This window comes from Streptomyces sp. NPDC055078 (assembly GCF_053607985.1).
In genome coordinates, this window is record NZ_JBSGUP010000049.1 from 1 (window position 1) to 24,889 (window position 24,889).

Annotated in this window: 17 protein-coding genes and 1 tRNA gene; 11 read left to right on the top strand and 7 right to left on the bottom strand. The window is 70.4% G+C overall.

What is annotated here, in order from left to right:
• Positions 1-958 (top strand): ATP-dependent helicase C-terminal domain-containing protein (locus tag ACWF94_RS07055; protein ID WP_453485484.1); only part of this gene is annotated, 958 nt, incomplete at its 5' end.
• A gap of 234 nt (positions 959-1,192) precedes the next feature.
• Here the strand turns inward: ACWF94_RS07055 and ACWF94_RS07060 are convergent.
• On the bottom strand, positions 1,193-2,986 hold the full coding sequence (locus ACWF94_RS07060) for a lytic transglycosylase domain-containing protein (RefSeq protein WP_453485486.1): 1,794 nt from the start codon (positions 2,984-2,986) through the stop codon (positions 1,193-1,195).
• A 232-nt stretch (positions 2,987-3,218) separates the two neighbouring features.
• On the opposite strand from ACWF94_RS07060, the gene ACWF94_RS07065 reads away from it, so the two are divergent.
• Positions 3,219-4,025 (top strand): DUF4184 family protein, encoded by an 807-nt coding sequence (locus ACWF94_RS07065; protein WP_453485488.1) that lies wholly within the window; start codon positions 3,219-3,221, stop codon positions 4,023-4,025.
• Positions 4,026-4,412: 387 nt separating this feature from the next.
• On the opposite strand, the gene polA is transcribed toward ACWF94_RS07065, so the two are convergent.
• The gene (polA, locus tag ACWF94_RS07070) at positions 4,413-7,124 is read right to left on the bottom strand and encodes a DNA polymerase I (protein WP_453485490.1); all 2,712 of its coding nucleotides are present in this window, start codon (positions 7,122-7,124) and stop codon (positions 4,413-4,415) included.
• Positions 7,125-7,399: 275 nt separating this feature from the next.
• Between polA and ACWF94_RS07075 the strand changes: the two genes are divergently transcribed.
• The 8 genes from ACWF94_RS07075 (at position 7,400) to ACWF94_RS07110 (ending at position 18,003) form a co-directional block, all read left to right on the top strand.
• Positions 7,400-9,703 (top strand): FdhF/YdeP family oxidoreductase, encoded by a 2,304-nt coding sequence (locus tag ACWF94_RS07075; protein ID WP_453485492.1) that lies wholly within the window; start codon positions 7,400-7,402, stop codon positions 9,701-9,703.
• Between the two features lie 94 nt (positions 9,704-9,797).
• Positions 9,798-10,295: a PaaI family thioesterase gene (locus ACWF94_RS07080; protein ID WP_453485494.1), complete on the top strand. Its 498-nt coding sequence runs from the start codon at positions 9,798-9,800 to the stop codon at positions 10,293-10,295.
• A 418-nt stretch (positions 10,296-10,713) separates the two neighbouring features.
• The gene (locus ACWF94_RS07085; protein ID WP_453485496.1) at positions 10,714-11,118 is read left to right on the top strand and encodes a hypothetical protein; all 405 of its coding nucleotides are present in this window, start codon (positions 10,714-10,716) and stop codon (positions 11,116-11,118) included.
• Between the two features lie 989 nt (positions 11,119-12,107).
• Positions 12,108-13,322, top strand: a complete 1,215-nt coding sequence (locus ACWF94_RS07090) for a branched-chain amino acid ABC transporter substrate-binding protein (protein ID WP_453485514.1) — start codon at positions 12,108-12,110, stop codon at positions 13,320-13,322.
• Between the two features lie 103 nt (positions 13,323-13,425).
• Positions 13,426-14,358: a branched-chain amino acid ABC transporter permease gene (locus ACWF94_RS07095; RefSeq protein ID WP_453485498.1), complete on the top strand. Its 933-nt coding sequence runs from the start codon at positions 13,426-13,428 to the stop codon at positions 14,356-14,358.
• Positions 14,359-14,363: 5 nt separating this feature from the next.
• The gene (locus tag ACWF94_RS07100) at positions 14,364-16,193 is read left to right on the top strand and encodes a branched-chain amino acid ABC transporter permease (protein WP_453485500.1); all 1,830 of its coding nucleotides are present in this window, start codon (positions 14,364-14,366) and stop codon (positions 16,191-16,193) included.
• A 5-nt stretch (positions 16,194-16,198) separates the two neighbouring features.
• On the top strand, positions 16,199-17,290 hold the full coding sequence (locus ACWF94_RS07105) for an ABC transporter ATP-binding protein (protein WP_453485502.1): 1,092 nt from the start codon (positions 16,199-16,201) through the stop codon (positions 17,288-17,290).
• Complete coding sequence (locus ACWF94_RS07110; protein ID WP_453485503.1) at positions 17,287-18,003, top strand: ABC transporter ATP-binding protein; 717 nt, start codon at positions 17,287-17,289, stop codon at positions 18,001-18,003. Before ACWF94_RS07105 ends, ACWF94_RS07110 begins: the two co-directional genes overlap by 4 nt.
• Positions 18,004-18,201: 198 nt before the next feature.
• Here the strand turns inward: ACWF94_RS07110 and ACWF94_RS07115 are convergent, their stop codons facing one another.
• Positions 18,202-18,858: an ANTAR domain-containing response regulator gene (locus tag ACWF94_RS07115; RefSeq protein WP_453485505.1), complete on the bottom strand. Its 657-nt coding sequence runs from the start codon at positions 18,856-18,858 to the stop codon at positions 18,202-18,204.
• 99 nt (positions 18,859-18,957) lie between these two features.
• Between ACWF94_RS07115 and ACWF94_RS07120 the strand changes: the two genes are divergently transcribed.
• Positions 18,958-19,030, top strand: a tRNA-Leu gene (locus ACWF94_RS07120).
• A 71-nt stretch (positions 19,031-19,101) separates the two neighbouring features.
• On the opposite strand, the gene pyk is transcribed toward ACWF94_RS07120, so the two are convergent.
• The 4 genes from pyk to ACWF94_RS07140 all read right to left on the bottom strand — a co-directional run bounded on the left by pyk (position 19,102) and on the right by ACWF94_RS07140 (position 24,670).
• Positions 19,102-20,544 carry a pyruvate kinase gene (gene pyk, locus ACWF94_RS07125; RefSeq protein ID WP_453485507.1) on the bottom strand — a complete coding sequence of 481 codons (1,443 nt, stop codon included), beginning with the start codon at positions 20,542-20,544 and terminating at the stop codon, positions 19,102-19,104.
• A 416-nt stretch (positions 20,545-20,960) separates the two neighbouring features.
• Complete coding sequence (locus ACWF94_RS07130; RefSeq protein WP_453485508.1) at positions 20,961-21,668, bottom strand: SIMPL domain-containing protein; 708 nt, start codon at positions 21,666-21,668, stop codon at positions 20,961-20,963.
• Positions 21,669-21,803: 135 nt separating this feature from the next.
• Entirely contained in the window at positions 21,804-23,291 is a 1,488-nt protein-coding gene (locus ACWF94_RS07135) for a lysine N(6)-hydroxylase/L-ornithine N(5)-oxygenase family protein (RefSeq protein ID WP_453485510.1), read from the bottom strand.
• Positions 23,288-24,670 (bottom strand): pyridoxal phosphate-dependent decarboxylase family protein, encoded by a 1,383-nt coding sequence (locus ACWF94_RS07140; RefSeq protein WP_453485512.1) that lies wholly within the window; start codon positions 24,668-24,670, stop codon positions 23,288-23,290. The genes ACWF94_RS07135 and ACWF94_RS07140 overlap by 4 nt, the downstream gene beginning before the upstream one ends.
• Positions 24,671-24,889: the final 219 nt, after the last annotated feature.

Consider the following 24,889-nt stretch of genomic DNA (forward strand, 5'->3'; position numbering starts at 1 on the left):
GGCCAGAGCCCGTGGGGAGGGGTCGTTCCTGATGGCCTCCGGAACGGGCGCCCAGGTCGGGGGCGGATCGGGGCTGCGGAGTGCACCCTGGCTGGCTGTCGCGGTCGCCGACCGCCCTCCGACGCAGGCTTCCGCTCGGGTGCGGCTCGCCGCCGTCGTCGACGAGGAGACCGCCTGCACGGCTGCCGCGCATCTCCTCGGCGCGGGTGAAGAGGTCCACTGGGAGGACGGCGATGTTGTCGCCCGGCGGGTGCGGCGGCTCGGGGCCATCGAGCTGTCCGTGCGGGGCATCAGGGATCCGGACAGCGCCTTGGTCCGCGCGGCTCTCCTCGAAGGGCTGCGGCGGGAAGGGCTCGGGCTGCTGCGCTGGACCCGTGACGCGCAGGGGCTGCGGCAGCGGCTGGCCTTTCTGCACCGGGAGTTGGGTGAGCCATGGCCGGATGTGTCGGACGCTGCGCTGCTGAGCCGTGCCGGGGAGTGGCTGGAACCGGAGCTGTCCCGGGCCCGGCGCCGGGCGGACTTGGGGCGGATCGCGGCGGGACAGGCACTGCCGCGGCTGCTGCCCTGGGCGGGCGGGGAGGCGGTCAGGCTGGATCAGTTGGCGCCGGAGCGCATCGAGGTGCCGAGCGGCTCCCGCATACGGGTCGAGTACGGCGGAGCGCAGCCGGTGCTGGCGGTGAAGCTCCAGGAGTTGTTCGGCCTGCGTGACACTCCGACGGTCGCGGGGGTCCCTGTGCTGGTGCATCTGCTCTCCCCGGCGGGCCGGCCCGCCGCCGTCACCGCCGATCTGGCCTCCTTCTGGAAGGAGGGTTACCGCTCGGTCCGGGCGGAGCTGCGTGGCCGCTACCCCAAGCATCCCTGGCCCGAGGACCCTTCGGTCGCGGAGCCGACCCGCCACACCAAGGCACGTGCCGCCCGGAGAGGTGGCCCCGGTGAGCGTGACACCGGGGCCGGGTGACACACCGAGAGCCGGTGGTGCCTCCTTCTCCAGGGGCAGTGGCAGGCTCGCTCTTCGGTACATGGGCCGGCCCTCCTACTTCTTGGGGCCGGGGATCGTGGTCAGCAGCGGCTTGGGGGAGGTCACGCCCGGCGGTGGGCGCCGTAGCAATCGAACCGCGGGATGAGAACACGTAGCGCCGCCCCTCTGCCGAGCGGTGGCGGAGGGGCGACGCGGTAGAGGGGGCGGTAGTGGTCAGCCGGCGGAGGGTGAAGGGGAGGATGAGGGGGTGGGGGTGGGGCTCGGAGCGTTCACGGTGAGGTCGATGGTCACGGTGCCACCGCCCACCGCGGTGAGCCGGAGCTGGAAGGTGCCCGTCTGGTCGTCCGCGAAGATCTGCGGCAGCTTCACCACACCGTCGGCGCCGGTCCTGAGATCCGCGAGGGTGCGAACGGGCTTGCCGTCGGCGTCCTTGAAGTAGGGGCCCTTGTCGTTCTCGGCCGCTCCCGTGCTCTGCCCGGGCTTGATCAGGGTCGCGGTGACGGCGACACCGGAGGCGATGGCACCCCGGTAGGTGGCCTTGGCCTCCACGGCATCCGCGAACTCCGTGCCGGGTGCCGCGGTCAGCGGCTTGTTCCCGACCCTGGCGAGTGCGTCGGCGGACCGGGCGGTGACGGTGGCCCTGATGTCGACGGAGGGCAGTTTGCGGCCGATGAGTGTGGCCCGGACGGTGAAGGGTCCGGTCTTCTCGCCGGCCTTCAGGGCGGGCGAGCTGACGGTGCCGTCGGCGCCGGTGGTGAGGACCGCGCTCACCTTCCCGCCGGTGAAGCGGGCCCCGGTGTCGCCGATGATCTCGAAGCGCACATCCTGATCCGCGACGCCCCGCCCCGCGGTGTTCTTCACGCGGACGGTGGCCCTGTCGGTGAAGTCGCGTCCGGCCATGGCGGTCAGCTCGGCGGTGCCCGCGTTCTCGATACGGGTGGCCGGAGCCGGCGGGGTGGGCGGCGGAGTGGTCGGAGGCGGGGAGGTCGGGGGCGGAGTGGGCCTGGTGGAGCCGTCACCGGGCTCCGGCGGGCGGGGCTTCGGCGGGCGGGGCTTCGCGGGCGCGGTGCTCGCCGGGGGTGTGGCGGCGGGCGGGGACTTCGGTGAGGTGACGCCACCCGCCGATCCCGCACCCGCGCCGGTACCCGTACCGGAGCCGTGTCCCGTGCCCGGGCTGTCGGGGGTGTCCGAGTCGGGCAGTACGCCCGTGCCGTCCGGGACCTCGTGGGTGCCGCGCTGGTAGTACTCGAACCAGGAGAGGACCGTACGCAGATACTCCCGCGAGCGGTTGTAGGCGAGGATGGCGCGGTCCAGGTCGGACTTGACCGTCAGATCACGGCCGTCGGCGCAGAGATAGCGTCCGGCGGCGAGTGCCGCGTCGTAGATGTTGTTGGGGTCTTTGCGGCCGTCGCCGTTGGCGTCCTGACCCCAGGTCGCCCAGGTGGAGGGGATGAACTGCATGGGGCCGACCGCGCGGTCGTGTGTCGTGTCGCCGTCGTACGCGCCGTTGTCCGTGTCCGAGATGTTGGCGAAGCCGACACCGTTGAGGACCGGGCCGAGGATCGGGGTGTGGGTGGTGCCGTTGGCATCGACCTTGCCGCCGCGCGCCTGTCCGGACTCGACCTTGCCGATGGCGGCGAGCAGTTGCCACGGCACTTTGCAGCCGGGGGCCGAGGTCGCGATGGTCCGCTCGGCCTGCTTGTAGGCGGCGAGGACGGTCGCCGGTATGCCCGATTCCGATGGGCCGGTCACCGGAAGGTTCGTGGAGGTGTCCGGCTTGTCCGGGGTGACCAGCGGCGGAAGGTCCGTGTAGTAAGGGGAGTCGCCGGTGGCGGAAGTGCCTGGCGGGGGCGACGGCGTATCGGCGGCGCCCTGGCTGTCGCCCCCTCCGACGGCGGCATGGGTGATGCCCGGAGCCTGCGAGGCGGAGAGAGCCGCGACCGCCGCGGCGGCCACCGCTGTGGTGGTCACCCCTCTGCGCAGCCGTCGGCGGAATTGCGCTGCCATACGTCTGTTTCCCCTCCCCGAAAGCGGCTGTTCGCGCTCCCCAGTGCGATAACTGCGTTGACTCAGGCGACCCTACGGCAACTGCCTGCGCGGGAACACCGGGCCTTGACCCGTTTTCACCAGTTCGCCACCTCCCGGCAGTCCGGTGTCCAGCGGATGCCTGTCACACATACTGAGCACCAATGATCAATGCCGATCAACACGGGCCACCACGCGTCACAGGGGGACGTCCATGCCCTTCACGCTCAGCCATGCCGCCGCTGTACTGCCGGGCATCCGCAGGGACGGGACCGCGCGCGGCCCGCTGGTCGCCTCGGCCCTGGTCATGGGGTCCCTGGCACCCGATATGACCTACTTCGCGGCCAGCGTGGTGCCCGGGGCCATGGCGTTCGGACAGTTCACGCATGGGCCGCTCGGAGTGCTCACGGTCGATGTGGCGATCACGGCGGCGCTGGTGGCGGTCTGGCTGATGGTGCGTGACCCCCTGCTCGCTCTGCTGCCCACCGCCTGGCAGGGGCGGGTGCACTCCTGGCTGCGGGGCCGTCGGCTGCCGGTCAGCGCGGTGGCCGGGCTCAGGTTCTATGTCTCGGCCGTACTCGGTGCGGCCTCCCATGTGGTCTGGGACGCCTTCACCCACCATGGCCGGTGGGGCACTCGCCAGGTCCCCCAGCTCAATGAGGCGGTGGCCGGATTCGGCGGCTACCAGATCGCGCAGTACGGCTCATCGGCCCTCGCGCTGCTGGTGATCGGCGCGTTCACGATTGCCGCGCTGCGGCGACAGCCCCCGGTCCCGGCTCCGGAGTCCCTGCCGCTGCTCGACCGGCGGGGGCGCCGGCTCGCGGTCGCACTCATCGCCGGGTGCGCGCTGGCCGGCGTCATTCAGCGGTGTGTGCGCTGGTACGCGCGGTACGGGCAGGTGAGTTCGCCCCTCGACATCATCCCGACGGCCTGCTTCGGGGCCGGAGCCGGGCTGGCGGTCGGTCTGATGGTGTACGGGGCCGCGATGCGGCTGCGCGAACGGACTGCGGAGCGGGTCTGACCCCAGGCTCTCCCGCATCGCCGAAGGGGAACGGGAACTGACCGGGGCGAGCGGGCGCTCCCCGCGCGGCGAGCGGGCGCCGACGCCGGGACCCGGCGGCGCGGCACCTCCCCGGTGGGCACCCGGTCCGGGCCATGCGACCCGGGGCAGCACCCCCCGATCGGCCCGCCCGGAGAGCCGATCCGCCCGTCCGTGGAGCCTGACCGACAGACCGGCTGCCCCACGGACTCACGGACCCACGGACCGGCGGACCCCGGTCCGGGCGGAGAACCGCGCGACCGGGTGGCCGGGCGACCAGGTCCGGCACGCCGCCCCGGCGGGAGCGGGAGTCGGCGCACCGGGCTCCCCGGCGACCCGGACCGGAGCACCCCTTGGCGGAGCACGGAGTCAGTGCGCGGCCGACTCCCAGTCCCGGCCCACACCCACCGAGACATCGAGCCGTGCGCTCAGGGAAGCGGCCGACGACATCTCCCGGCGCACGATCGCCTCCACCTCGTCGCGCTCACCCGGGGAGATCTCCAGCACGATTTCGTCATGGACCTGGAGCAGCAAGCGCGAGGAGAGCTTCGCCTCGCGCAGCGCGCCGTCCACCTTCAGCATGGCGATCTTGACGATGTCCGCGGCGGTGCCCTGGATCGGCGCGTTCAGCGCCATGCGCTCGGCGGCCTCGCGGCGCTGCCGGTTGTCGCTGTTGAGGTCGGGGAGATAGCGGCGCCGGCCGAGCATCGTCGCCGTGTAGCCGGTGGCCCGGGCCTCCTCGACGACATGGTGCAGATAGTCGCGCACACCGCCGAACCGCTCGAAGTAGGTGTCCATCAGGGCACGGGCCTCGCCCGCCTCGATGTTCAGCTGCTGGGAGAGGCCGAACGCGGAGAGTCCGTAGGCCAGGCCGTACGACATGGCCTTGATCTTGCGTCGCATCTCCGCGTCGACGGCCGATGTCTCCACCCCGAACACCTGGGACGCGACCGTGTTGTGCAGATCCTCACCGGAGGTGAACGCCTGGAGCAGGCCCTCGTCCTGCGAGAGATGCGCCATGACGCGCAGCTCGATCTGGCTGTAGTCGGCGGTCATCAGCGACTCGAAGCCCTCGCCGACGACGAAACCCCGGCGGATGGCGCGGCCCTCGTCGGTGCGCACCGGCACATTCTGCAGGTTCGGGTCGGTGGACGAGAGCCGGCCGGTCGCGGCGACGGTCTGGCTGAAGGTGGTGTGGATGCGGTCGTCGGCCGCGATCGTCTTGACCAGACCCTCGACCGTGGACCGCAGCCGGGCCTGCTCGCGATGGCGGAGCATGATCACCGGCAGCTCGTGCTCGGTCTGGCCGGCGAGCCAGGCCAGCGCGTCCGCGTCCGTGGTGTAACCGGTCTTGGTCTTCTTGGTCTTGGGGAGGTTCAGCTCGTCGAAGAAGACTTGCTGGAGCTGCTTGGGCGAGCCGAGGTTGAACTCATGGCCCACCGCCGCGTGGGCCTCCTTGACCGCCTGCTGGACGGCGCCCGCGAAGAGCTGCTCCATCGCCTCCAGGTGCGCGCGGTCGGCCGCGATGCCGTGCCGCTCCATCCGGGCCAGCAGCAGGGAGGTGGGCAGCTCCACCTCGTGCAGCAGCTCGACGGCGCCGACCTCCTTCAGCCGCTCACCGAAGGCTTCCCCGAGGTCGAGGACGGCACGGGCCTGGGCCATGAGGGCATCGGCCTCGGCATGATCGTCGGTTCCGAAGGCCAGCTGTCCGTCGGCGGCGGCCGGGGCCAGCTCACGGTGCAGATACTCGATGGACAGGGCGTCGAGCGCGAAGGACCGGCGTCCGGGCTTGACCAGATAGGCGGCGAGCGCGGTGTCCATGGTGACGCCCGCGATCTCCCAGCCGTGCTCCGGGAAGACCCGCAGCGCCTCTTTGGCGCTGTGCATGGTCTTCGGCCGGGCGGGGTCGGCGATCCACGCGGCGAAGGCACGGTCGTCGGCCTCGTCGAGCTGGGTGGTGTCGAACCAGGCCGCGCTCCCGTCGGCGGCGGCCAGCGCGATCTCGGTGACATTGCCGACGCCCAGGGCCCAGGTGGCGACGGTGGCCACGCCGAGCGGCTGTGCTCCGTGCTCCTGGAGCCAGGGGCCCAGCTCACCGGCGCCGAGGACGCTGCCGTCCAGCTCGACCCCGGCGTCCGGAGCCGGGGCCTCCTCCTCCGCCGCACCCGGGTCGACCGCGAGGAGCCGCTCCCGCAGGCTGGGGTTGCGGATCTCCAGAACCTCCAGGAAGCCCTTCAGCGCGCTCCGGTCGTACGGCGCGCGCTCCAGCTCGGCGACCGGCCTGGGCAGCTCCACGTCCCGCACCAGCTCGGTCAGATGGCGATTCAGCCTGACCGCGTCCAGGTGGTCGCGCAGCGACTGGCCGACCTTGCCCTTGACCTCGTCGGCGCGCTCCACCAGCTCGGCGAACGAGCCGAACTGATTGATCCACTTCGCCGCCGTCTTCTCGCCGACGCCGGGGATGCCCGGCAGATTGTCGGACGGGTCGCCCCGCAGGGCCGCGAAGTCCGGATACTGCCGCGGGGTCAGCCCGTACTTCTCCTGGACCTTCTCCGGCGTGAACCGGGTCAGCTCGGAGACGCCCTTGGTGGGGTAGAGCACGGTGGTGTGCTCGCTGACGAGCTGGAAGGAGTCCCGGTCGCCGGTGACGATCAGGACATCGAAGCCCGCGGCCTCGGCCTGGGTGGCGAGGGTGGCGATGATGTCGTCGGCCTCGAAGCCGTCCACCGCGAACCGCACCGCGTTCATCGTGTCGAGCAGCTCGCCGATCAGCTCGACCTGGCCCTTGAACTCGTCCGGGGTCGACGAGCGGTTCGCCTTGTACTCGGGGAAGTCCTGGGATCGCCAGGTCTTGCGGGACACGTCGAAGGCCACCGCGAAATGCGTGGGCGCCTCGTCGCGCAGCGTGTTCGCCAGCATCGACGCGAAGCCGTAGACGGCATTCGTCGTCTGACCGCTCGCGGTCGAGAAATTCTCCGCCGGCAGCGCGAAGAACGCCCGGTACGCCAGGGAGTGCCCGTCCATGAGGAGCAGGCGCGGACGGTTGTCGTCTGGGGTCTTCTTCGATGCTGTCTCAGCCACGGACACGATCCTGCCACGCCCCACTGACAATGCCGCCCACCCCCGCCTGGACAGCGCCGTTGTCAGTGCCGCGTGGCAGGATCGATGGTGTACGCGATCGATGGCGTACACGATCCGGGACACCCGGGACACATCGCGCGAGCGATCCGGGATTCTCCGGGATTTCAGAGAGAACGGGATACAGAGAACGGGATCAGCGGGATTCCGCCAGGAGCCCGCACCGCAGAGTCCGCACCCGGGGTCCGTCCGGGAGCCCACGCTCAAAGGGGAGCACGATGGCCAGCAAGCCGCCCACAGGCGATCCGGTCCAGGACGCACCGGAGGTCGCCGCCCCACCGCACGCCGCGGCCGGCCTGACCGCCATCGGGCACACGCTCAAGGCCGCACAGCGGCAGATGGGTGTGCGGCGCACCGCGCAGACCCTCCTCAAGGTCAATCAGAAGGACGGCTTCGACTGCCCCGGCTGCGCCTGGCCCGAGGGCGACAAGCGCCACACAGCGGAGTTCTGTGAGAACGGGGCGAAGGCGGTCGCCGAGGAGGCCACCCTGCGCCGGGTGACCCCCGGCTTCTTCGCCGCGCACCCGCTCGCGGAGCTCGCCTCCCGCAGTGGCTACTGGCTGGGCCAGCAGGGGCGTATCACCCAGCCCATGTATCTGCCCGAGGGCGCGGACCGGTACGAGCCGGTGAGCTGGGAGCGCGCCTTCGGGATCATCGCCGAGGAGCTGACCGCGCTCTCCTCCCCCGACGAGGCGCTCTTCTACACGTCGGGCCGCACCAGCAACGAGGCCGCGTTCCTGCTGCAGCTCTTCGCCCGCGAGTTCGGCACCAATAATCTCCCCGACTGTTCCAATATGTGCCATGAGTCGTCCGGCTCGGCGCTCACCGAGACGATCGGCGTCGGGAAGGGCAGCGTCTCGCTGGAGGACATGCACCAGGCGGATCTGATCATCGTCGCGGGGCAGAACCCCGGCACCAACCACCCCCGGATGCTCTCCGCCCTGGAGAAGGCCAAGGCCGCCGGGGCGCGGATCATCTCGGTGAATCCGCTGCCCGAGGCCGGTCTGGAGCGGTTCAAGAACCCTCAGACACCGCGCGGCATGATCAAGGGCGTCGCGCTCAACGATCTCTTCCTCCAGATCCGCATCGGCGGCGACCAGGCACTGTTCCGGCTGTTGAACAAGCTGATCGTGGAGACGGGGGGCGCTGTCGACGAGGAGTTCGTCCGGGAGCACACCCATGGGTACGAGGAGTTCGCCGCCGCCGCCCGGGCCGCCGACTGGGACGGGACGCTCACCGCGACAGGGCTGGAGCGGGCGGACATCGAGCGGGCCCTGGCGATGGTGCTGGAGTCGCGGCGGACCATCGTGTGCTGGGCGATGGGGCTGACCCAGCACAAGCACGCGGTCGCGACGATCCGCGAAGTGGTCAATTTCCTGCTGCTGCGGGGCAACATCGGCCGCCCCGGGGCCGGGGTATGTCCGGTGCGCGGGCATTCGAATGTGCAGGGCGACCGCACGATGGGCATCTTCGAGCGGCCGTCGGCCGCGTTCCTGGACGCCCTGGAGAAGGAGTTCGGCTTCGCGCCGCCGCGTCATCACGGCCTCGACGTGGTCCGCTCCATCCGGGCTCTGCGCGACGGCGAGGCGAAGGTCTTCTTCGCGATGGGCGGGAATTTCGTCTCGGCGTCACCGGACACGGAGGTCACCGAGGCCGCGATGCGCCGAGCGCGCCTCACGGTCCATGTGTCGACCAAGCTCAACCGCTCCCACGCGGTGACGGGCAGGCGCGCGCTGATCCTGCCGACCCTGGGCCGCAGCGACAAGGACGAGCGCTCGGGCCGCCGGCAGGTGGTGACCGTGGAGGACTCGATGGGGATGGTGCACGCCTCGCGCGGCAATCTCGCCCCGGCGAGCCCGTATCTGCTCTCCGAGCCCGCGATCGTGGCGCGGCTGGCGCGGGCGGTGCTCGGCCCGGCGTCGCTGACGCCCTGGGAGGAGTTCGAGAAGGACTACGGGACGATTCGTGACCGTATCGCGCGGGTTATCCCCGGGTTCGAGGACTTCAACGCGAAAATCGCCAGGCCGGGCGGGTTCTCCCTGCCGCACGCCCCGCGCGATGAGCGGCGCTTCCCCACGGCGACCGGGAAGGCCAACTTCACCGCCGCGCCCGTGGAGTTCCCCCAGCTCCCTCAGGGCCGGCTGCTGCTCCAGACGCTGCGCTCGCACGACCAGTACAACACCACGGTCTACGGACTCGACGACCGCTATCGCGGGATCAAGGGCGGGCGCCGGGTCGTCCTGGTGAACCCCGGCGACGCGCTGGAGCTGGGCCTGGCGGACGGCTCGTACACCGATCTGGTCAGCGAGTGGAAGGACGGGGTGGAGCGGCGCGCGCCCGGTTTCCGGGTGGTGCACTACCCCACCGCGCGGGGGTGTGCGGCGGCGTACTACCCGGAGACCAATGTGCTGGTGCCGCTGGACTCCACGGCCGACACCAGCAATACCCCGGTGAGCAAGTCGGTGGTGGTGCGATTCGAGCCCGGGAAGGCTGAGAAGGGCCCGGCGGGCCGGAAGCCGTGAGGCCGGGTGTGACCCGCGGGCTAAGCGTTCGCTCAGCGATCTGATAGGACGGTGCGTACAGCATGCAACCGCACACAGATCGGAGCCCTGCCCCATGGGCGAGCAGCCAGCCGTGAAGTTCCCGCAAGAGGTCATCGACGAATACGCCGCGCTCGGGGTGGATCTGCCCGCGCTCTTCTCGGCCGGGCATCTGGGCAGCCGCATGGGTGTCCAGCTCGTGGAGGCATCGGCGGAGCGCGTCGTCGGCACCATGCCGGTGGAGGGCAACACCCAGCCGTACGGACTGCTCCACGGGGGTGCGTCGGCCGTGCTGGCTGAGACCCTGGGCTCGATCGGTTCGATGCTGCACGGCGGCAGCACCAGGATCGCGGTGGGGGTCGATCTCAACTGCACCCACCACCGGGGCGTGCGTTCCGGCCTGGTCACCGGCGTGGCCACGCCCGTGCACCGGGGCCGGTCGACGGCGACGTACGAGATCGTGATCACCGACGAGCGGGAGAAGCGGGTGTGCACGGCGCGGCTCACCTGTCTGCTGCGCGAGGTCTCCCCCGCCGACGCCGAGCAGGCGCGCGGCGGAGGACCGACGGCCTGAGCCCCCGGACCAGGACCACCCGGCCCGGGGCGACCCGGACAAGGACCACCCGGGCCGGAGCCACCCGAGAACGGGCCCCCGGCCCGGGGCGACCTGGGCGACCCGGACAAGGGCGACCCGACCCGGGGGGCCACCCGAAAACGGCCCGCCCGGATCAAGGGCGACCCGACCCGGGACCACCCGAAAACGGCCCGCCCGGACAAGGGCCACCCGGACAGGGGCGGGCCGAGCCCTGGCCGCCCGAACCCCGAAACGACTCGAACCCGAACGACCCGAGCCCTGGCCGCCCGAACCCGACGACCCGAACCCAGGCAGGCCCACCCCAGGCAGGCCCACCCCAGGCCGGCCGCGGCCCCCCGCACCTGCCCGGCGCCCACGCGTTGTGTCACCGAATGTGACGGGGTTACTGTCCATTTTCATGGTGACCTCGCGGCACACCACGGCGGGCCGCGCCCTCGGGGCGCTGCTGCTGGTGGCGTTCGCCGCGGCGGGCTGTACCGCGCATCCGCCTGCCGGGCGGCCCGCCGCTTCCACCCCCGTACCGCGGAAGTCGACCCCCGCGGACCTCTGCACGAGCCTGGTCGGCTACTGGGCAAAGGAAGCCCTTAAGGGCAGCACCTGGGCGGGGCTCGACTGGGAGCAGAAGGGGCTGTCCAACGAGCAGTTCGCCCTGCACGAGGAGATCGTCGCAGCCGCGCGCGCCGAAGAGAGACGTCGAGGGCGGAATGCGGCCTTCGCACTGATCGATACCCGGACCAGGCATATGTGCACCGTCCGGCGCGGCGCCACGGGCAGTTCCGAGAACTGGCGCCCGGACCGATAACCACCACCGGACGAACGCGCCGCTGCCGCCCGGCCGTCCGGAGCGCAACCCATCCACCAGGCGCCCGGCACCCCCAACCATCCTTCCCTGGCGACTTGTTGATCAAACCCGCCCTTCCGCCCGCCCCTTCCGCCCGTCCCTGCAATCGCCCCCCGGAAGGCAGTCGCACCCCATCCGCCACACGACTCACAGAGATCACATCCGCTCCTGGCGTCACGGCGCAGCGCGGACCGTACGCCGCCCGCCGGGTCAACTCGCTGGCATCGCACGGGCGTTGCACCGCAACCCCCGCGGCGCCTGCCCCGCAGCACCTCACCCGATGCCCGATCGCGCACCCGCGACCACGCCCGCGAGCCGTCGTCAATGCCCGCGCCCCGAGGCACGTACGCGAGGACGACCGATCCGCGAGGGGACCCGACGCCGCGCCGGCGGGCCGGGCGGAAGCGGCGCGGCGGGTCGTACGGGAGCGGAGCCTCGCCCGATCCACGCGTTCCATGACGCCCCGCACCGCCCCCCGCGAGGCCCCATAAGAGCCCCCGAGCCGCCCCGGACGGCCGAGCACGCTCCGCCAGAATGTGACTCTCCGTAACAGGAACAAGATCCGGAACCAGGGCCCCCGAATTGCCCGATTCCCCCCTGTCGGCCTCCGCCCGGGATCCCCGACCATATGCATGGTGTCAGCACCAAGATCCGCTCAAGCGCCTTAGTGGAACTGCACGTTCTCACCATGTGAACCGTTACGGCGGCACACGAGCGCGCGATCCGGCCCGCCGCACTCACCGATAATTGACCCCGGCATAACAAGAGCGTCACATCCTGACCTCCGGAGTGCCTCACCCCCGTCAGGGCGCTTAGAGTCACGGCCAGTCACCGCGCCGCCGGGCGCCTTGTCGGCACGCCTGTGCAGCCCCAGCAGAGCCCGGCGACCAAACGGCACCTCAGGGGAGGGGCCGCGCCACGGAAAGGACTCATTCGTGCGAAACCGTTCCATGCTCATACTCACTGCCGTGGTCACCACAGGAGCCCTCACCCTCACCGCATGCGGATCGCGCGACGACGACAAGAAGTCCGACAGCGGCGGCAAGACGACCGTGGTCATCGGCGTCGACGCCCCGCTGACGGGTTCACTGTCCGCTCTCGGCCAGGGGATCAAGAACTCCGTGGACCTCGCGGCCAAGACCGCGACCAAGAACAATGAGGTCCCGGGCATTGAATTCAAGATCGAAGCACTCGACGACCAGGCCGTTCCTGCCTCCGGACAGGCAAACGCCACCAAACTCGTAGGCAACAAGGACGTCATCGGTGTCGTCGGCCCGCTGAACTCCGGCGTCTCGCAGTCCATGCAGGGCGTCTTCAACACGGCCAACCTCGTCCAGGTCTCCCCCGCCAACACCAACCCGTCGCTGTCCCAGGGCGACGACTGGGGCAAGGGCGAGAAGAAGCGCACGTTCAAGACGTACTTCCGTACCGCAACCACGGATGTCATCCAGGGCAAGTTCGCGGCTCAGTACCTGTACAACGAAGCCAAGAAGAAGAAGGTCTACGTCGTCGACGACAAGCAGACCTACGGCGCCGGTCTGTCGGCGATCTTCGCCGAGGAGTTCAAGCGCCTCGGCGGCACCGTCGCCGGTACGGACCATGTCACGGTGAAGGAGACGGACTTCTCCAGCACCGCCGACAAGGTCAAGGCGTCCGGCGCCGACTCGCTCTACTTCGGCGGCCAGTACCCCGAGGCCGGACTCCTCGCCGACCAGGTCAAGAAGGCCGGGGCGAAGATCCCCCTGATGGGCGGCGACGGCATGTACGACCCCGCCTTCATCAGCGCCTCCGGTGAGTCCAACGACGGCGACCTCGCCACCTCCGTCGGCTACCCCGTAGAGAAGCTCCCCACCGCCAAGAAGTTCATCGAGGACTACAAGGCGGGCGGCTACAAGGACCCGTACGCCGCCTACGGCGGTTACTCCTACGACGCCGGCTGGGCGATCGTCCAGGCCGTGAAGGCAGTCGTGGCCGACAACGATGGCAAGCTGCCGGACGACGCCCGCGCCAAGGTCACCGAGGCCATGTCCAAGGTCTCCTTCGACGGCGTGACCGGCAAGGTGTCCTTCGACGAGTTCGGCGACACCACGAACAAGCAGCTCACGGTCTACACCGTCAAGGGCGGCAAGTGGACGGACCTGAAGAGCTCCACCTTCGAGGACTGACCCGCAGCTCAGCACAGCCCCGCACTCATGAACCAGCCGCGCGAGGGTGCAAACAGCGCCCTCGCGCGGAGTCATATCCGACACGCTCATCGGAGGCTCCGCGGTGAACGAACTGCCGCAACAGCTGGCGAATGGCCTTGCACTGGGTGCCCTTTACGGTCTTATCGCCATCGGGTACACCATGGTCTACGGCATCGTCCAGCTCATCAACTTCGCCCATGGCGAGATCTTTATGATCGGGGGATTCGGCGCCCTCACGACTTATATCTGGCTCCCCAGTGGAATATCCCTTCTCGTGGCGATTCCGCTCATGATCATAGGTGGCGCCATCGCGTCCGTGGCCGTCGCCACCGCGGCGGAGCGGTTCGCCTACCGGCCACTGCGCGGCGCTCCCCGGCTGGCCCCGCTGATCACCGCGATCGGTCTGTCCATCGCGCTCCAGCAGCTCATCTGGGGTTTCTACCCGGACGCCAAGAAGGCCAGGAGTTTTCCGGAGTTCAAGGGTGAGTCCTTCAAGATCCTGGACAATCTGACCATTCAGCGCGCCGACGCCTTCATTCTGGTCCTCGCCCCGCTGTGCATGCTCGCCCTCGGCTTCTTCGTCGCCAAGAGCCGCAGCGGACGCGCCATGCAGGCCACCGCGCAGGACCCGGACACCGCGAAGCTGATGGGCATCAACACGGACCGCATCATCGTGATGGCCTTCGCCATCGGTGCCGCCTTCGCCGCGGTCGCGGCCGTCGTGTACGGCCTGGACAAGGGCCAGATCAACTTCGAGATGGGCTTCATCCTCGGACTCAAGGCGTTCACCGCCGCGGTCCTCGGAGGCATCGGCAACATTTACGGAGCCATGGTCGGCGGCGTCGCCCTGGGGCTCGCGGAGTCCCTGTCGATCGCGTACATCGAAGAGATCCCCGGTATGCAGCAGCTCGGCGGCGGCGCCTGGGCCAATGTCTGGGCATTCGTACTCCTCATCGTCGTGCTCCTCGTCAGGCCGCAGGGTCTGCTCGGTGAGCGCGTCGCGGATCGGGCGTGAGAGCGATGACTACCGACACCACGACCGAAACCACCCCGGTCATCCCGCTGCCCGCATCCGTCGCCCGCGCGGTCACCGCCGCCGGAGCGGTACTGACGGTCGTCTCCACCTTTCTCGCGTGGACCTGGACCGCGGAGTTCCCCGGCGACCTCACCGTCACCGGGTACCCGGGCGGTCTCCAGGTCCTCACCCTCGTCGCCGGGGCCGTCACCCTGCTGTTCGTCCTGGCGTCCTACCGGGTCCGCGGACTCGGCTGGCTCAACCCGTCGGGCAGCAACAACCCGGTCGCGGTACTGGCCTTCGGCGCCCTGGCCACCACCTGGTACACCGTCGTCTCGATCACGGTCGAGCTGGGCGGACTGGCCAATCTGGAGCCCGGCGCGTACGTCGCCGCCGTCGCGACCCTGATCGCGTTCATCGGCGCGCTGGGGCTGCCGCTCGACCGGCGGACCAAGGCCGACCTGCCGCCGTGGAACTGGTTCCTCGCGGTCATCCTCGTGATCGTGCTCTACGCCCTCTACCGGTACATCCGGCTGGGCCGGATCGACCGCCCGCTGCCCGCGACGCGCAAACTGCCCTCCTGGGCCGAGATCCTGCTCATCGTGGCCGCGTTCGCCATCGGTATGTACGTGGTCACCTACGGCATCGACACCGAGTACGCCGAGCTGTTCACCGGCTATCTCATCATCGTCGCCTTCGCCGTCTCCGCGTTCATCAAGGCCGGCCTCGTCGCCCGGCTCTCCGCGCTCACCGCCAAGTACCGCCAGGTCACCCTGATCGCGGCCTTCGTCGCCGCCGCGGCCTTCCCGTTCACCCAGAACACCGACACGTACACGCTGATCGCGGTCAACATCCTGATCTTCGCGACGGTCGCGCTGGGCCTGAACATCGTGGTCGGCCTCGCGGGCCTGCTCGACCTCGGATACGTCGCCTTCCTCGGCGTCGGCGCGTACACGGCCGCGCTCGTCTCCGGGTCGACGGCCTCGGCGTTCGACGTCCAGTTCCCGTTCTGGGCCTCCGTCCTCACCGGCGCCGCCGCCTCGCTGGTCTTCGGTGTCATCATCGGCGCCCCGACCCTGCGGCTGCGCGGCGACTATCTCGCCATCGTCACCCTCGGCTTCGGAGAGATCTTCCGGATCGCCATGGGCAACCTCGACGGTGTCTCGGGCCCCCAGATCACCAATGGCCCCAACGGCATCCCGAACATCCCCGATCTGGAGTTCTTCGGGTACAACTTCGGTGAGTCCCACACGATCGCGGGCATCGAGCTGGGCAGTTACGCCAACTACTACCTGCTGATGCTGCTGGCGATGGTCCTGGTCGTCCTGGTCTTCAGCCGCGCGGGCAGCTCCCGTATCGGCCGCGCCTGGGTCGCGATCAGGGAGGACGAGACCGCCGCCACCGCCATGGGCATCAACGGCTTCCGGGTCAAGCTCATCGCGTTCGCCCTCGGCGCCACGCTCGCCGGACTCGCCGGTACGGTGCAGGCGCACGTCCAGCACACCGTGGTGCCGGAGATGTACCAGTTCGCCGGGCCGGTGCCGCCCAACTCGGCATTCCTGCTCGCGGCTGTCATCCTGGGTGGCATGGGCACGGTCAGCGGACCGCTGCTCGGCGCCACGCTGCTGTACATGATCCCGGCGAAGCTCCAGTTCCTCAGCGACTACCAGCTCCTCGGCTTCGGCATCGCGCTGATCCTGCTGATGCGGTTCCGTCCCGAGGGCCTGATCGCCAACCGCCGGGCGCAGCTCGAATACCACGAGACCGACCAACTCGACACACCGGACAAGGGGTTGCCCGGCTCCGGCGTCGGCATCACCAAGGCAGGGGTGTGACCGGCATGACGACCACCACCACGGACACCACGGCCACGACCGTGCTGGAGGCCAGCGGGGTGACGATGCGGTTCGGCGGTCTGACCGCCGTCCGCTCGGTCGACCTCACGGTCCGCTCCGGCGAGATCGTCGGTCTCATCGGCCCGAACGGCGCCGGGAAGACCACGTTCTTCAACTGCCTGACCGGGCTGTACATCCCGACCGAGGGCAGGGTCAGCTACCGGGGCACGGTCCTGCCGCCCAAGCCGCATCTGGTCACCAAGGCGGGCGTGGCGCGTACCTTCCAGAACATCCGGCTCTTCGCCAATATGACGGTCCTGGAGAACGTGCTCGTCGGACGCCATACCCGTACCAAGGAGGGGCTCTGGTCGGCGCTGCTGCGCGGGCCCGGCTTCAAGAAGGCCGAGGCGGCGTCGCACGCGCGGGCCATGCAGCTCCTGGAGTTCATCGGGCTGCCGCACAAGGCCGACCATCTCGCCCGCAATCTGCCCTACGGCGAGCAGCGCAAGCTGGAGATCGCGCGGGCGCTGGCGAGCGACCCCGGGCTGCTGCTCCTCGACGAGCCCACGGCGGGGATGAATCCACAGGAGACCCGGGCCGCCGAGGAGCTGATCTTCGCCATCCGGGACCAGGGCATCGCCGTACTCGTCATCGAGCACGACATGCGGTTCATCTTCAATCTCTGCGACCGGGTGGCCTGTCTGGTCCAGGGCGAGAAGCTGGTCGAGGGCACCCCCGAGGTCGTCCAGGGTGACGAACGGGTCATCGCGGCCTATCTCGGCACTCCGTTCGAAGGGGCGCCGGGCGCGGAGGAGGTCGCCGAGGTCGAGGCGGCCGAAGCGGAGGCCGTCGGGACGCAGAGCGCCACCGACCAGGCGCCGGGAGCCACGGGCACAGCCGCCGCCACCGACCAGGCGCCGGGAACCACGGGCACAGCCACAGCCACCGGCACCGACCAGGCGCCGGGAGCCACGGGCACAGCCACGGCCACCGGCACCGCCACTGGCACCGGCGGGCCCATCGATTCCGCCGATTCCGCCGACGGCACGGCTGAGCGCGGTACCCGTACCACCGGCCCGGAAGGGGACGCCCAGTGACCGCACTGCTAGAGGTCGAAGACCTCCGGGTCGCCTACGGCAAGATCGAGGCCGTGAAGGGCATCTCCTTCAGCGTCGAAGCCGGTCAGGTCGTGACCCTCATCGGCACCAACGGCGCGGGCAAGACCACCACCCTGCGCACCCTGTCCGGACTCCTCAAACCGTCGGGCGGACGGATCGTCTTCGACGGCAAGCCCCTCGCCGGGATCCCCGCCCACAAGGTCGTTGCCCTGGGTCTGGCCCACTCCCCCGAGGGCCGGCACATCTTCCCTCGGCTCACGATCGCGGAGAACCTGAAGCTCGGCGCGTTTCTGCGGACCGACAAGGCGGGGATCGAACGGGACATCCAGCGCGCCTACGAACTCTTCCCGATCCTCGGGGAGCGCAGCAAGCAGGCATCGGGCACCCTCTCCGGCGGGGAGCAGCAGATGCTCGCCATGGGGCGGGCGCTGATGTCCCGGCCGAAGCTGCTCATGCTCGACGAGCCCTCCATGGGGCTGTCACCGATCATGATGCAGAAGATCATGGCCACGATCACCGACCTCAAGGCCCAGGGCACCACGATCCTGCTGGTCGAGCAGAACGCCCAGGCGGCGCTGTCGCTCGCCGATCACGGGCATGTGATGGAGGTGGGCCGGGTCGTCCTCTCCGGCACGGGTGAGGATCTGCTGCACGACGAGTCCGTACGCAAGGCGTATCTCGGCGAGGACTGAGGGGCTGAGGGGGCCGAGTGGTACGCGGACCGCGTCGTTCGCGCACGAGCGGCGGGCCCGCTTCCCCTGCCGGGGGGCGGGCCCTGTCCTTGTCGCGGGTGGAGGGACCCCCGGCGCCGCAAGCGCCGGCGAGGCTCAACTCACCCCACCGAGGCCGGATTTCGCCGGGCGCGGGCGATCCGGGCCGGGGAGCCTCGGCTACTGGTCGCCCTTGGCCGCCTTCTTCTCCTCGGAGTCCTCGATGACCGCCTCGGCGACCTGCTGCATCGACATGCGCCGGTCCATGGAGGTCTTCTGGATCCAGCGGAAGGCGGCCGGCTCGCTCAGTCCGTACTCGGTCTGGAGGACGCTCTTGGCGCGGTCGACCAGCTTGCGGGTCTCCAGCCGCTGGGAGAGGTCGGCGACCTCCTTCTCCAGGGCCTTCAGCTCGGTGAAGCGGGAGACGGCCATCTCGATGGCGGGGACCACATCGCTCTTACTGAAGGGCTTGACGAGATACGCCATCGCCCCGGCGTCCCTGGCCCGTTCGACCAGATCGCGCTGGGAGAAGGCCGTCAGCATCAGGACCGGTGCGATGGACTCCTCGGTGATCTTCTCGGCCGCGGAGATCCCGTCCAGGACGGGCATCTTCACATCGAGGATGACCAGGTCGGGCCGGTGCTCACGGGCCAGTTCGACGGCCCGCTGACCGTCTCCGGCCTCGCCGACGACCGCGTAGCCCTCCTCCTCCAGCATCTCTTTGAGATCGAGCCGGATGAGGGCCTCGTCCTCGGCGATCACGACGCGGGTCGTCAGCGGAGGAACGTGCGACTTGTCGTCATCGGCGGCGGGCGCGGGCGAGTCGGGGGCGGTCACGGGACTCCTCATTCCAAGGCAGGGTGCTCCCCATGAGACTACCCAGCTCCTGTATGGTTGGGACACGAAGGGTCTTCGTCATCCTTTGTTTCCAAGGGCGCCCCGGTAGCCCAGCGGTAGAGGCAATGGTCTCAAACACCATCCAGCGTGGGTTCGAATCCCACCCGGGGTACTTTCCCTCTAGTTCCAAGGTCACGACTCAGGCCCCTCGAAGAGGGGCCTTTCGCGTGTTCCCAGGCGCCGCTACCGGGGTTGCCCGGTGCTGGCGTCCTCACCGATGTGGTGCACTCGCACCAGGTTGGTGAAGCCCGCCACTCCGGGCGGCGAGCCCGCCGTGATCACCACGATGTCGCCCCGCTCACAGCGGCCGATCCTGAGCAGTTCCTCGTCGACCTGAGCGACCATCGCGTCGGTGGACTCCACCCGCGGGCCGAGGAAGGTCTCCACACCCCAGGTGAGATTGAGCTGGGACCGGGTCGCCGGGTCCGGGGTGAAGGCCAGCAGCGGGATCGGGGAGCGGTAGCGGGAGAGCCGTTTGACCGTGTCGCCGGACTGGGTGAAGGCCACCAGGAACTTCGCGCCCAGGAAGTCCCCCATCTCCGCCGCCGCCCGGGCCACCGCGCCGCCCTGGGTACGGGGCTTGCTGCGCTCGGTCAGCGGGGGCAGGCCCTTGGCGAGTACGTCCTCCTCGGCCGCCTCCACGATGCGGCTCATCGTCCGTACCGTCTCGACCGGGTACTTCCCGACGCTGGTCTCGCCGGACAGCATCACGGCGTCGGTGCCGTCGATGACGGCGTTGGCCACATCGGACGCCTCCGCGCGCGTGGGCCGGGAGTTGTCGATCATCGAGTCCAGCATCTGGGTGGCGACGATGACCGGCTTGGCGTTGCGCTTGGCGAGCTTGATCGCGCGCTTCTGGACGATCGGCACCTGTTCCAGGGGCATTTCGACGCCGAGATCGCCGCGGGCGACCATGATTCCGTCGAAGGCGGCCACGATGTCGTCGATGTTCTCGACGGCCTGCGGCTTCTCGACCTTGGCGATGACCGGGAGCCTGCGGCCCTCCTCGTCCATGATCCGGTGCACATCCACGATGTCCCGCCCGCTGCGGACGAACGACAGCGCGATGATGTCCACCCCGATGCGCAGGGCCCAGCGCAGATCCTCGACGTCCTTCTCGGAGAGCGCGGGAACGGAGACCGCGACCCCGGGGAGGTTCAGCCCCTTGTGGTCGGAGACCATGCCGCCCTCGATGACCCTGGTGCGCACCCGGGGCCCGTCGACCCCGGTCACCTCCAGGGTCACCTTGCCGTCGTCGACGAGAATGCGCTCACCCGTGGTGACATCGGCGGCGAGACCGTCGTAGGTGGTGCCGCAGATATGGCGGTCGCCTTCCAGTTCCTCGACGGTGATGGTGAAGTCGTCACCGCGTTCGAGGAGTACGGGGCCTTCGCTGAAGCGGCCGAGCCGGATCTTCGGGCCCTGAAGGTCCGCCAGGACGCCGACACTGCGGCGGGTCTCATCGGAAGCCTTGCGTACGCGCTGATAGCGCTCCTCATGATCGGCGTAAACGCCATGACTGAGGTTGAAACGGGCTACATCCATACCGGCCTCGACCAATGCCTTGATCTGGTCGTACGAGTCGGTAGCTGGGCCCAAAGTACAGACGATTTTCGCTCGGCGCATGGTCTGAGCCTATGACTTACCGACCGGTAGGGAATTGCTCTCGCATGACTGCCCGACAATCTTTCGGTGAATCCCTTATTGACGAGCACGGCCGAGCACGGCCGAGCACGGCCGGGCACGGGCCGGGCACGGGCCGGGCACCGACGGGCCGCAAACTGGGCGCAGACCGGGCACGGTCCGGCCGCCGGCCTGGCTCTGACCGGGCACGGGACCGAGTACGGGACCAGGCACGGGACCAGGCACGGGACCGGGTACGGGACCGGGTACGGGACGGCTCCGGCCGGAATCGAGAAGTGCTGAATTGTGCGCGGGGGCGCTCCGATGAGCAATTCCGGGACGCACCGGAGCGTGCGTAATTCCGGGATGAGTCGGAGCGCCCCTTTCGGAAGCCCGGAAGCAGGGAAATCGCTCATCCGTCACAGCTCGGGCGGTGTCATGGTAAAGCGGGCATTCACCTGTGCGTAGACCGTCTGGCGCTGTGGTTCGAGATCGAGCGCGGGCGCGGATTCGGCGGCCGTGGCGCCGCCGTAGGCGGCCATGCGCATTCCGCCCGGCTCCGGTGACGCCCCGTACGGAACGGCGTTCTCCGCACCCAGATCGGCCAGTTCCACCAGGGCGGACAGCCGGGCCCCCAGCGCCTGGGCGTACTCCCGGGCCCGCTGGACCGCCTCCAGCACCGCCTGGCGGCGGGCCTCGCCATGGGCGGGCGAGTCGGGGCGCAGTGCCCACCAGGGGCCGTCGACCCGGGTCAGCTCCAGATCGGCGAGCCGGGTGGTCAGCTCGCCGAGGGCGGTGAAGTCGCCCAGCTCGGCGGTGATGTGGACGCGGCCGTAGTACGCGCGGACGCGTTCGCCGCGGCCGTGGCGGGTCAGTTCGGGGGTGATGGAGAAGGCCCCCGTCTCCAGTTTCTCCACCGCGTCCCCGTACGACTTGATCAGGTCCAGGACCGCGGCGTTGCGGCGGGTCAGATCGTCGAGCGCGCTGCGGCGGTCGGTGCCGCGCGCGCTGACCGCCACCCCGATCCGCGCGATCTCGGGGTCGAACTCCAGCCGGGCCTCCCCCCGCACGGCGACCCTCGGTGTCTCGGGGGTTCCGTACGGGGCGGCGGGTGCGTCGGTGGTCACGGGAGACTCCCTCGTACTGCTGTGTGGTCGTACCGCGGGTGACGTAGGGACACTCTCACATCCGGAACGCCGCGGCAGGCGGACACCGGCGCACACTGCCGTACGGGTGTCCGCCCGGTCCGCGCGCCGTCGCGGTCAGATCCCGTGGGCCAGGGGGGTGAGCCGTACCGACTGCCCGGGGAGCTTCGGGGCCTCGGACCGCTCCAGGCCGAAGCTGGTGAAGGCGGTGCGCCGGGGCATCGGGTAGGGCTCCTTGCCGGTGAGCGAGTTCAGAATGCTCGCGCTGCGCCAGGCGGCGAGGCCCAGGTCGGGGGCGCCGACGCCATGGGCGTGCTTCCCGGCGTTCTGCACGTACACCGAGCCGGTCACCGAGTCGTCGAGGATCAGCCGGAACTCGTCGTCGATACGCGGGCGTCCGGAGGAGTCATGGCGCAGATACGGGTCGAGTCCGGCGAGCATCCCGGCGACCGGGCGCTCGCGGTAGCCGGTGGCGAGGACGACGGCGTCGGTGGTGAGCCGGGAGCGGGTGCCCTGCTGGCGGTGCTCCAGATGGAGTTCGACCTTGGTGGTGGCGACCCGGCCGGCCGTACGGACGCTCACCCCGGGGGTGAGGACGGCGTCCGGCCATCCGCCGTGCAGGGTGCGGCGGTACAGCTCCTCGTGGATCGCGGAGATCGTCCCGTTGTCGATGCCCTTGTGGAGCTGCCACTGACTCGGCACGAGCCGGTCGCGGGTCTGCTCCGGCAGGGCGTGGAAGTACCGGGTGTAGTCGGGGGTGAAGTGCTCCAGGCCCAGTCTGGAGTACTCCATCGGCGCGAACGACTCGGTACGGGCCAGCCAGTGGAGCTGTTCCGCCCCCTGCGGGCGCCGGCGCAGCAGATCGAGGAAGACCTCGGCGCCGGACTGTCCCGAGCCGACGACCGTGATGTGCCCGGCGGCCAGCAGCCGGTCCCGGTGGTCGAGATAGTCCGCGGAGTGGATCACGGGCACGGTGGGGGCGTCGGCCAGCGGGCGCAGCGGTTCGGGGACATACGGCTCGGTGCCGACGCCGAGCACGATGTTCCGGGCGTAGGAGCGGCCGAGGGCCTCGGCCTCGCCGCCGGGGTCGAGCTGGGTGAAGTCGACCTCGAACAGGGCGCGTTCGGGGTTCCAGCGGACGGCGTCGATCTGGTGGCCGAAGTGCAGCCCGGGGAGGCTGTCGCCGACCCAGCGGCAGTACGCGTCGTACTCGGCGCGGTGGATGTGGAACCGCTCGGCGAAGTAGAAGGGGAAGAGCCGCTCACGGTGGCGGAGATAGCTGAGGAAGCTCCAGGGGCTGGCGGGGTCCGCGAGGGTCACCAGGTCGGCGAGGAAGGGGACCTGGAGTGTGGAGCCCTCGATCAGCAGGCCGGGGTGCCAGCTGAACCGGGGCTGCTGCTCGTAGAAGGCGGTCGCGAGGCCGCCGGGGACTCCGGCGGCGAGCGCGGCGAGCGAGAGGTTGAACGGGCCGATCCCGATCCCCACGAGGTCGTGGGGTCTGAGGTCTCCCCATGCCTCCTGGGTCTCCTGGGCTGCCTGGGGCTTCTGAGCGTCCCGGGCGGCCTGAGCCTGGGCGGAAGGTTCGGTTGCGGGCGTGCCGGTCATCGGGGGGTGCTGCCTTCCACGAGTTCGATCAGTTGGCGCAGGGCGGCGGGGGTGGCGTGGGGGTTGAGCAGGGTGGCCTTCAGCCACAGGCGGCCGTCCGCGCGGGCCCGGCCGAGGACCGCGCTGCCGTCCATGAGCAGAGCGCGCCGGACGGCCGCCGTCCGCTCGTCGGTGGCGGCGGCGGGCCGGAAGAGGACGGTGGTGAGGGCGGGCCGTTCCCACAGGTCCAGCCGGGGGTGCTCCTCGACCATTTCGGCGAACCGGCGGGCCGTGTCGACCGTACGGTCCACGAGCGCGGCGAGGCCGACGCGGCCCAGCGCCCTGAGCGTGACGGCGGTCTTGAGGATGTCCGGGCGGCGGGTCGTGCGCAGTGAGCGGCCCAGCAGATCGGGGATTCCGGCGGCCGTGTCGTCGCCGGCGTTCAGATAGTCGGCGGAGACGGCGAGCGGGTCCAGGCGCGCGGCATCGGCGACCACGAACAGTCCGGCCGCGACGGGCTGCCACCCCAGCTTGTGGAGATCCAGGGTGACGGAGTGCGCCTTCTCCAGCCCCCGCAGCCGGTCCCGGTGGGCCGCGCTGAACAGCAGTCCGCCGCCGTACGCCGCGTCGATGTGCAGTTCGGCGCCGTGGCGTGCGCAGACTCCGGCGATCTCGGGGAGGGGGTCGATGCGTCCGGTGTCGGTGGCGCCCGCGGTCGCGACGACGAGACACGGGCCGGGGAGCGTGGTCAGCGCCTCGTCCAGGGCCGCAGGGCCGAGTACCCCGTCGGCGGCGGGGACGGCGATGGGCTCGGGCAGTCCGAGCAGCCAGGCGGCCCGCTGTACGGAGTGGTGGGCGCCCGCCCCGCAGATCACCTGGACCGCGCCGTGCCGCTCCCGGGCGAGGAGCAAAGCGAGCTGGTTGGACTCCGTCCCGCCGGTGGTGACGAGTGCGTCCGGATCGGCCGCCCCGGGGTAGACCTCGGCGGCCAGCGCCCTGCCGACGGCCACCTCCAGCTCGGACGCCGCCGGTGCCTGGTCCCAGGAGTCCAGGGACGGGTTGAGCGCGGAGACCGCGAGGTCGGCGGCGGCGGCGAGCGCGAGGGGCGGGGTGTGGAGATGGGCGGCGCACAGGGGGTCGGCCGGGTCGGCGGCACCCGCCGTGACCACGCCCACGAGCGTACGGATCGCTTCCTCCGCGCCGGTGCCCCGCTCGGGCAGCACCGGCCCGACGGCGGCGCGCACCCGGTCCGCGACCGCCCTCGGCCCGCCCGCCGGAAACGGTCCGCCGCGCGTCGCCGCTCCGTCCGACAGCGCGTCGAGCACCACGCCGAGCAGGGGTCGCAGGGCGTCGGCCCCGGTCGTGCCGCCCGCGAGGGGTGGGGGTGGGCTCGGGGGCATGCGGGGTCCTTCTCCGGCAGTCCGACATTCGTGGGCGTCCTGCCCAACGAGTGGGAGCCGCGAGGGGTATTGGGGTGCGGCAGGGGTGTGCGCCCGGCCCCCGCGCGCCCGGGGCCCCACGTATGCGATGCCCGTGCCCGTGCCTGTGTCCCTGTCCGTCGCGCGCGGCGCCTGCCGCCGGTGGTTCCTGCGCCCGGGCCCCGGGGCTCCGCCCCGGAC

Excerpts from the sequence above, each read along its gene's own strand:
- ACWF94_RS07085 (WP_453485496.1), top strand. The coding sequence starts at position 10,714 with ATGGTGACCTCGCGGCACACCACGGCGGGCCGCGCCCTCGGGGCGCTG.
- ACWF94_RS07100 (WP_453485500.1), top strand. The coding sequence starts at position 14,364 with ATGACTACCGACACCACGACCGAAACCACCCCGGTCATCCCGCTGCCC.
- pyk (WP_453485507.1), bottom strand. The coding sequence starts at position 20,544 with ATGCGCCGAGCGAAAATCGTCTGTACTTTGGGCCCAGCTACCGACTCG.
- ACWF94_RS07140 (WP_453485512.1), bottom strand. The coding sequence starts at position 24,670 with ATGCCCCCGAGCCCACCCCCACCCCTCGCGGGCGGCACGACCGGGGCC.
- ACWF94_RS07080 (WP_453485494.1), top strand. The coding sequence starts at position 9,798 with ATGGGCGAGCAGCCAGCCGTGAAGTTCCCGCAAGAGGTCATCGACGAA.
- ACWF94_RS07135 (WP_453485510.1), bottom strand. The coding sequence starts at position 23,291 with ATGACCGGCACGCCCGCAACCGAACCTTCCGCCCAGGCTCAGGCCGCC.
- ACWF94_RS07075 (WP_453485492.1), top strand. The coding sequence starts at position 7,400 with ATGGCCAGCAAGCCGCCCACAGGCGATCCGGTCCAGGACGCACCGGAG.
- ACWF94_RS07105 (WP_453485502.1), top strand. The coding sequence starts at position 16,199 with ATGACGACCACCACCACGGACACCACGGCCACGACCGTGCTGGAGGCC.
- ACWF94_RS07060 (WP_453485486.1), bottom strand. The coding sequence starts at position 2,986 with ATGGCAGCGCAATTCCGCCGACGGCTGCGCAGAGGGGTGACCACCACA.
- ACWF94_RS07090 (WP_453485514.1), top strand. The coding sequence starts at position 12,108 with ATGCTCATACTCACTGCCGTGGTCACCACAGGAGCCCTCACCCTCACC.
- ACWF94_RS07065 (WP_453485488.1), top strand. The coding sequence starts at position 3,219 with ATGCCCTTCACGCTCAGCCATGCCGCCGCTGTACTGCCGGGCATCCGC.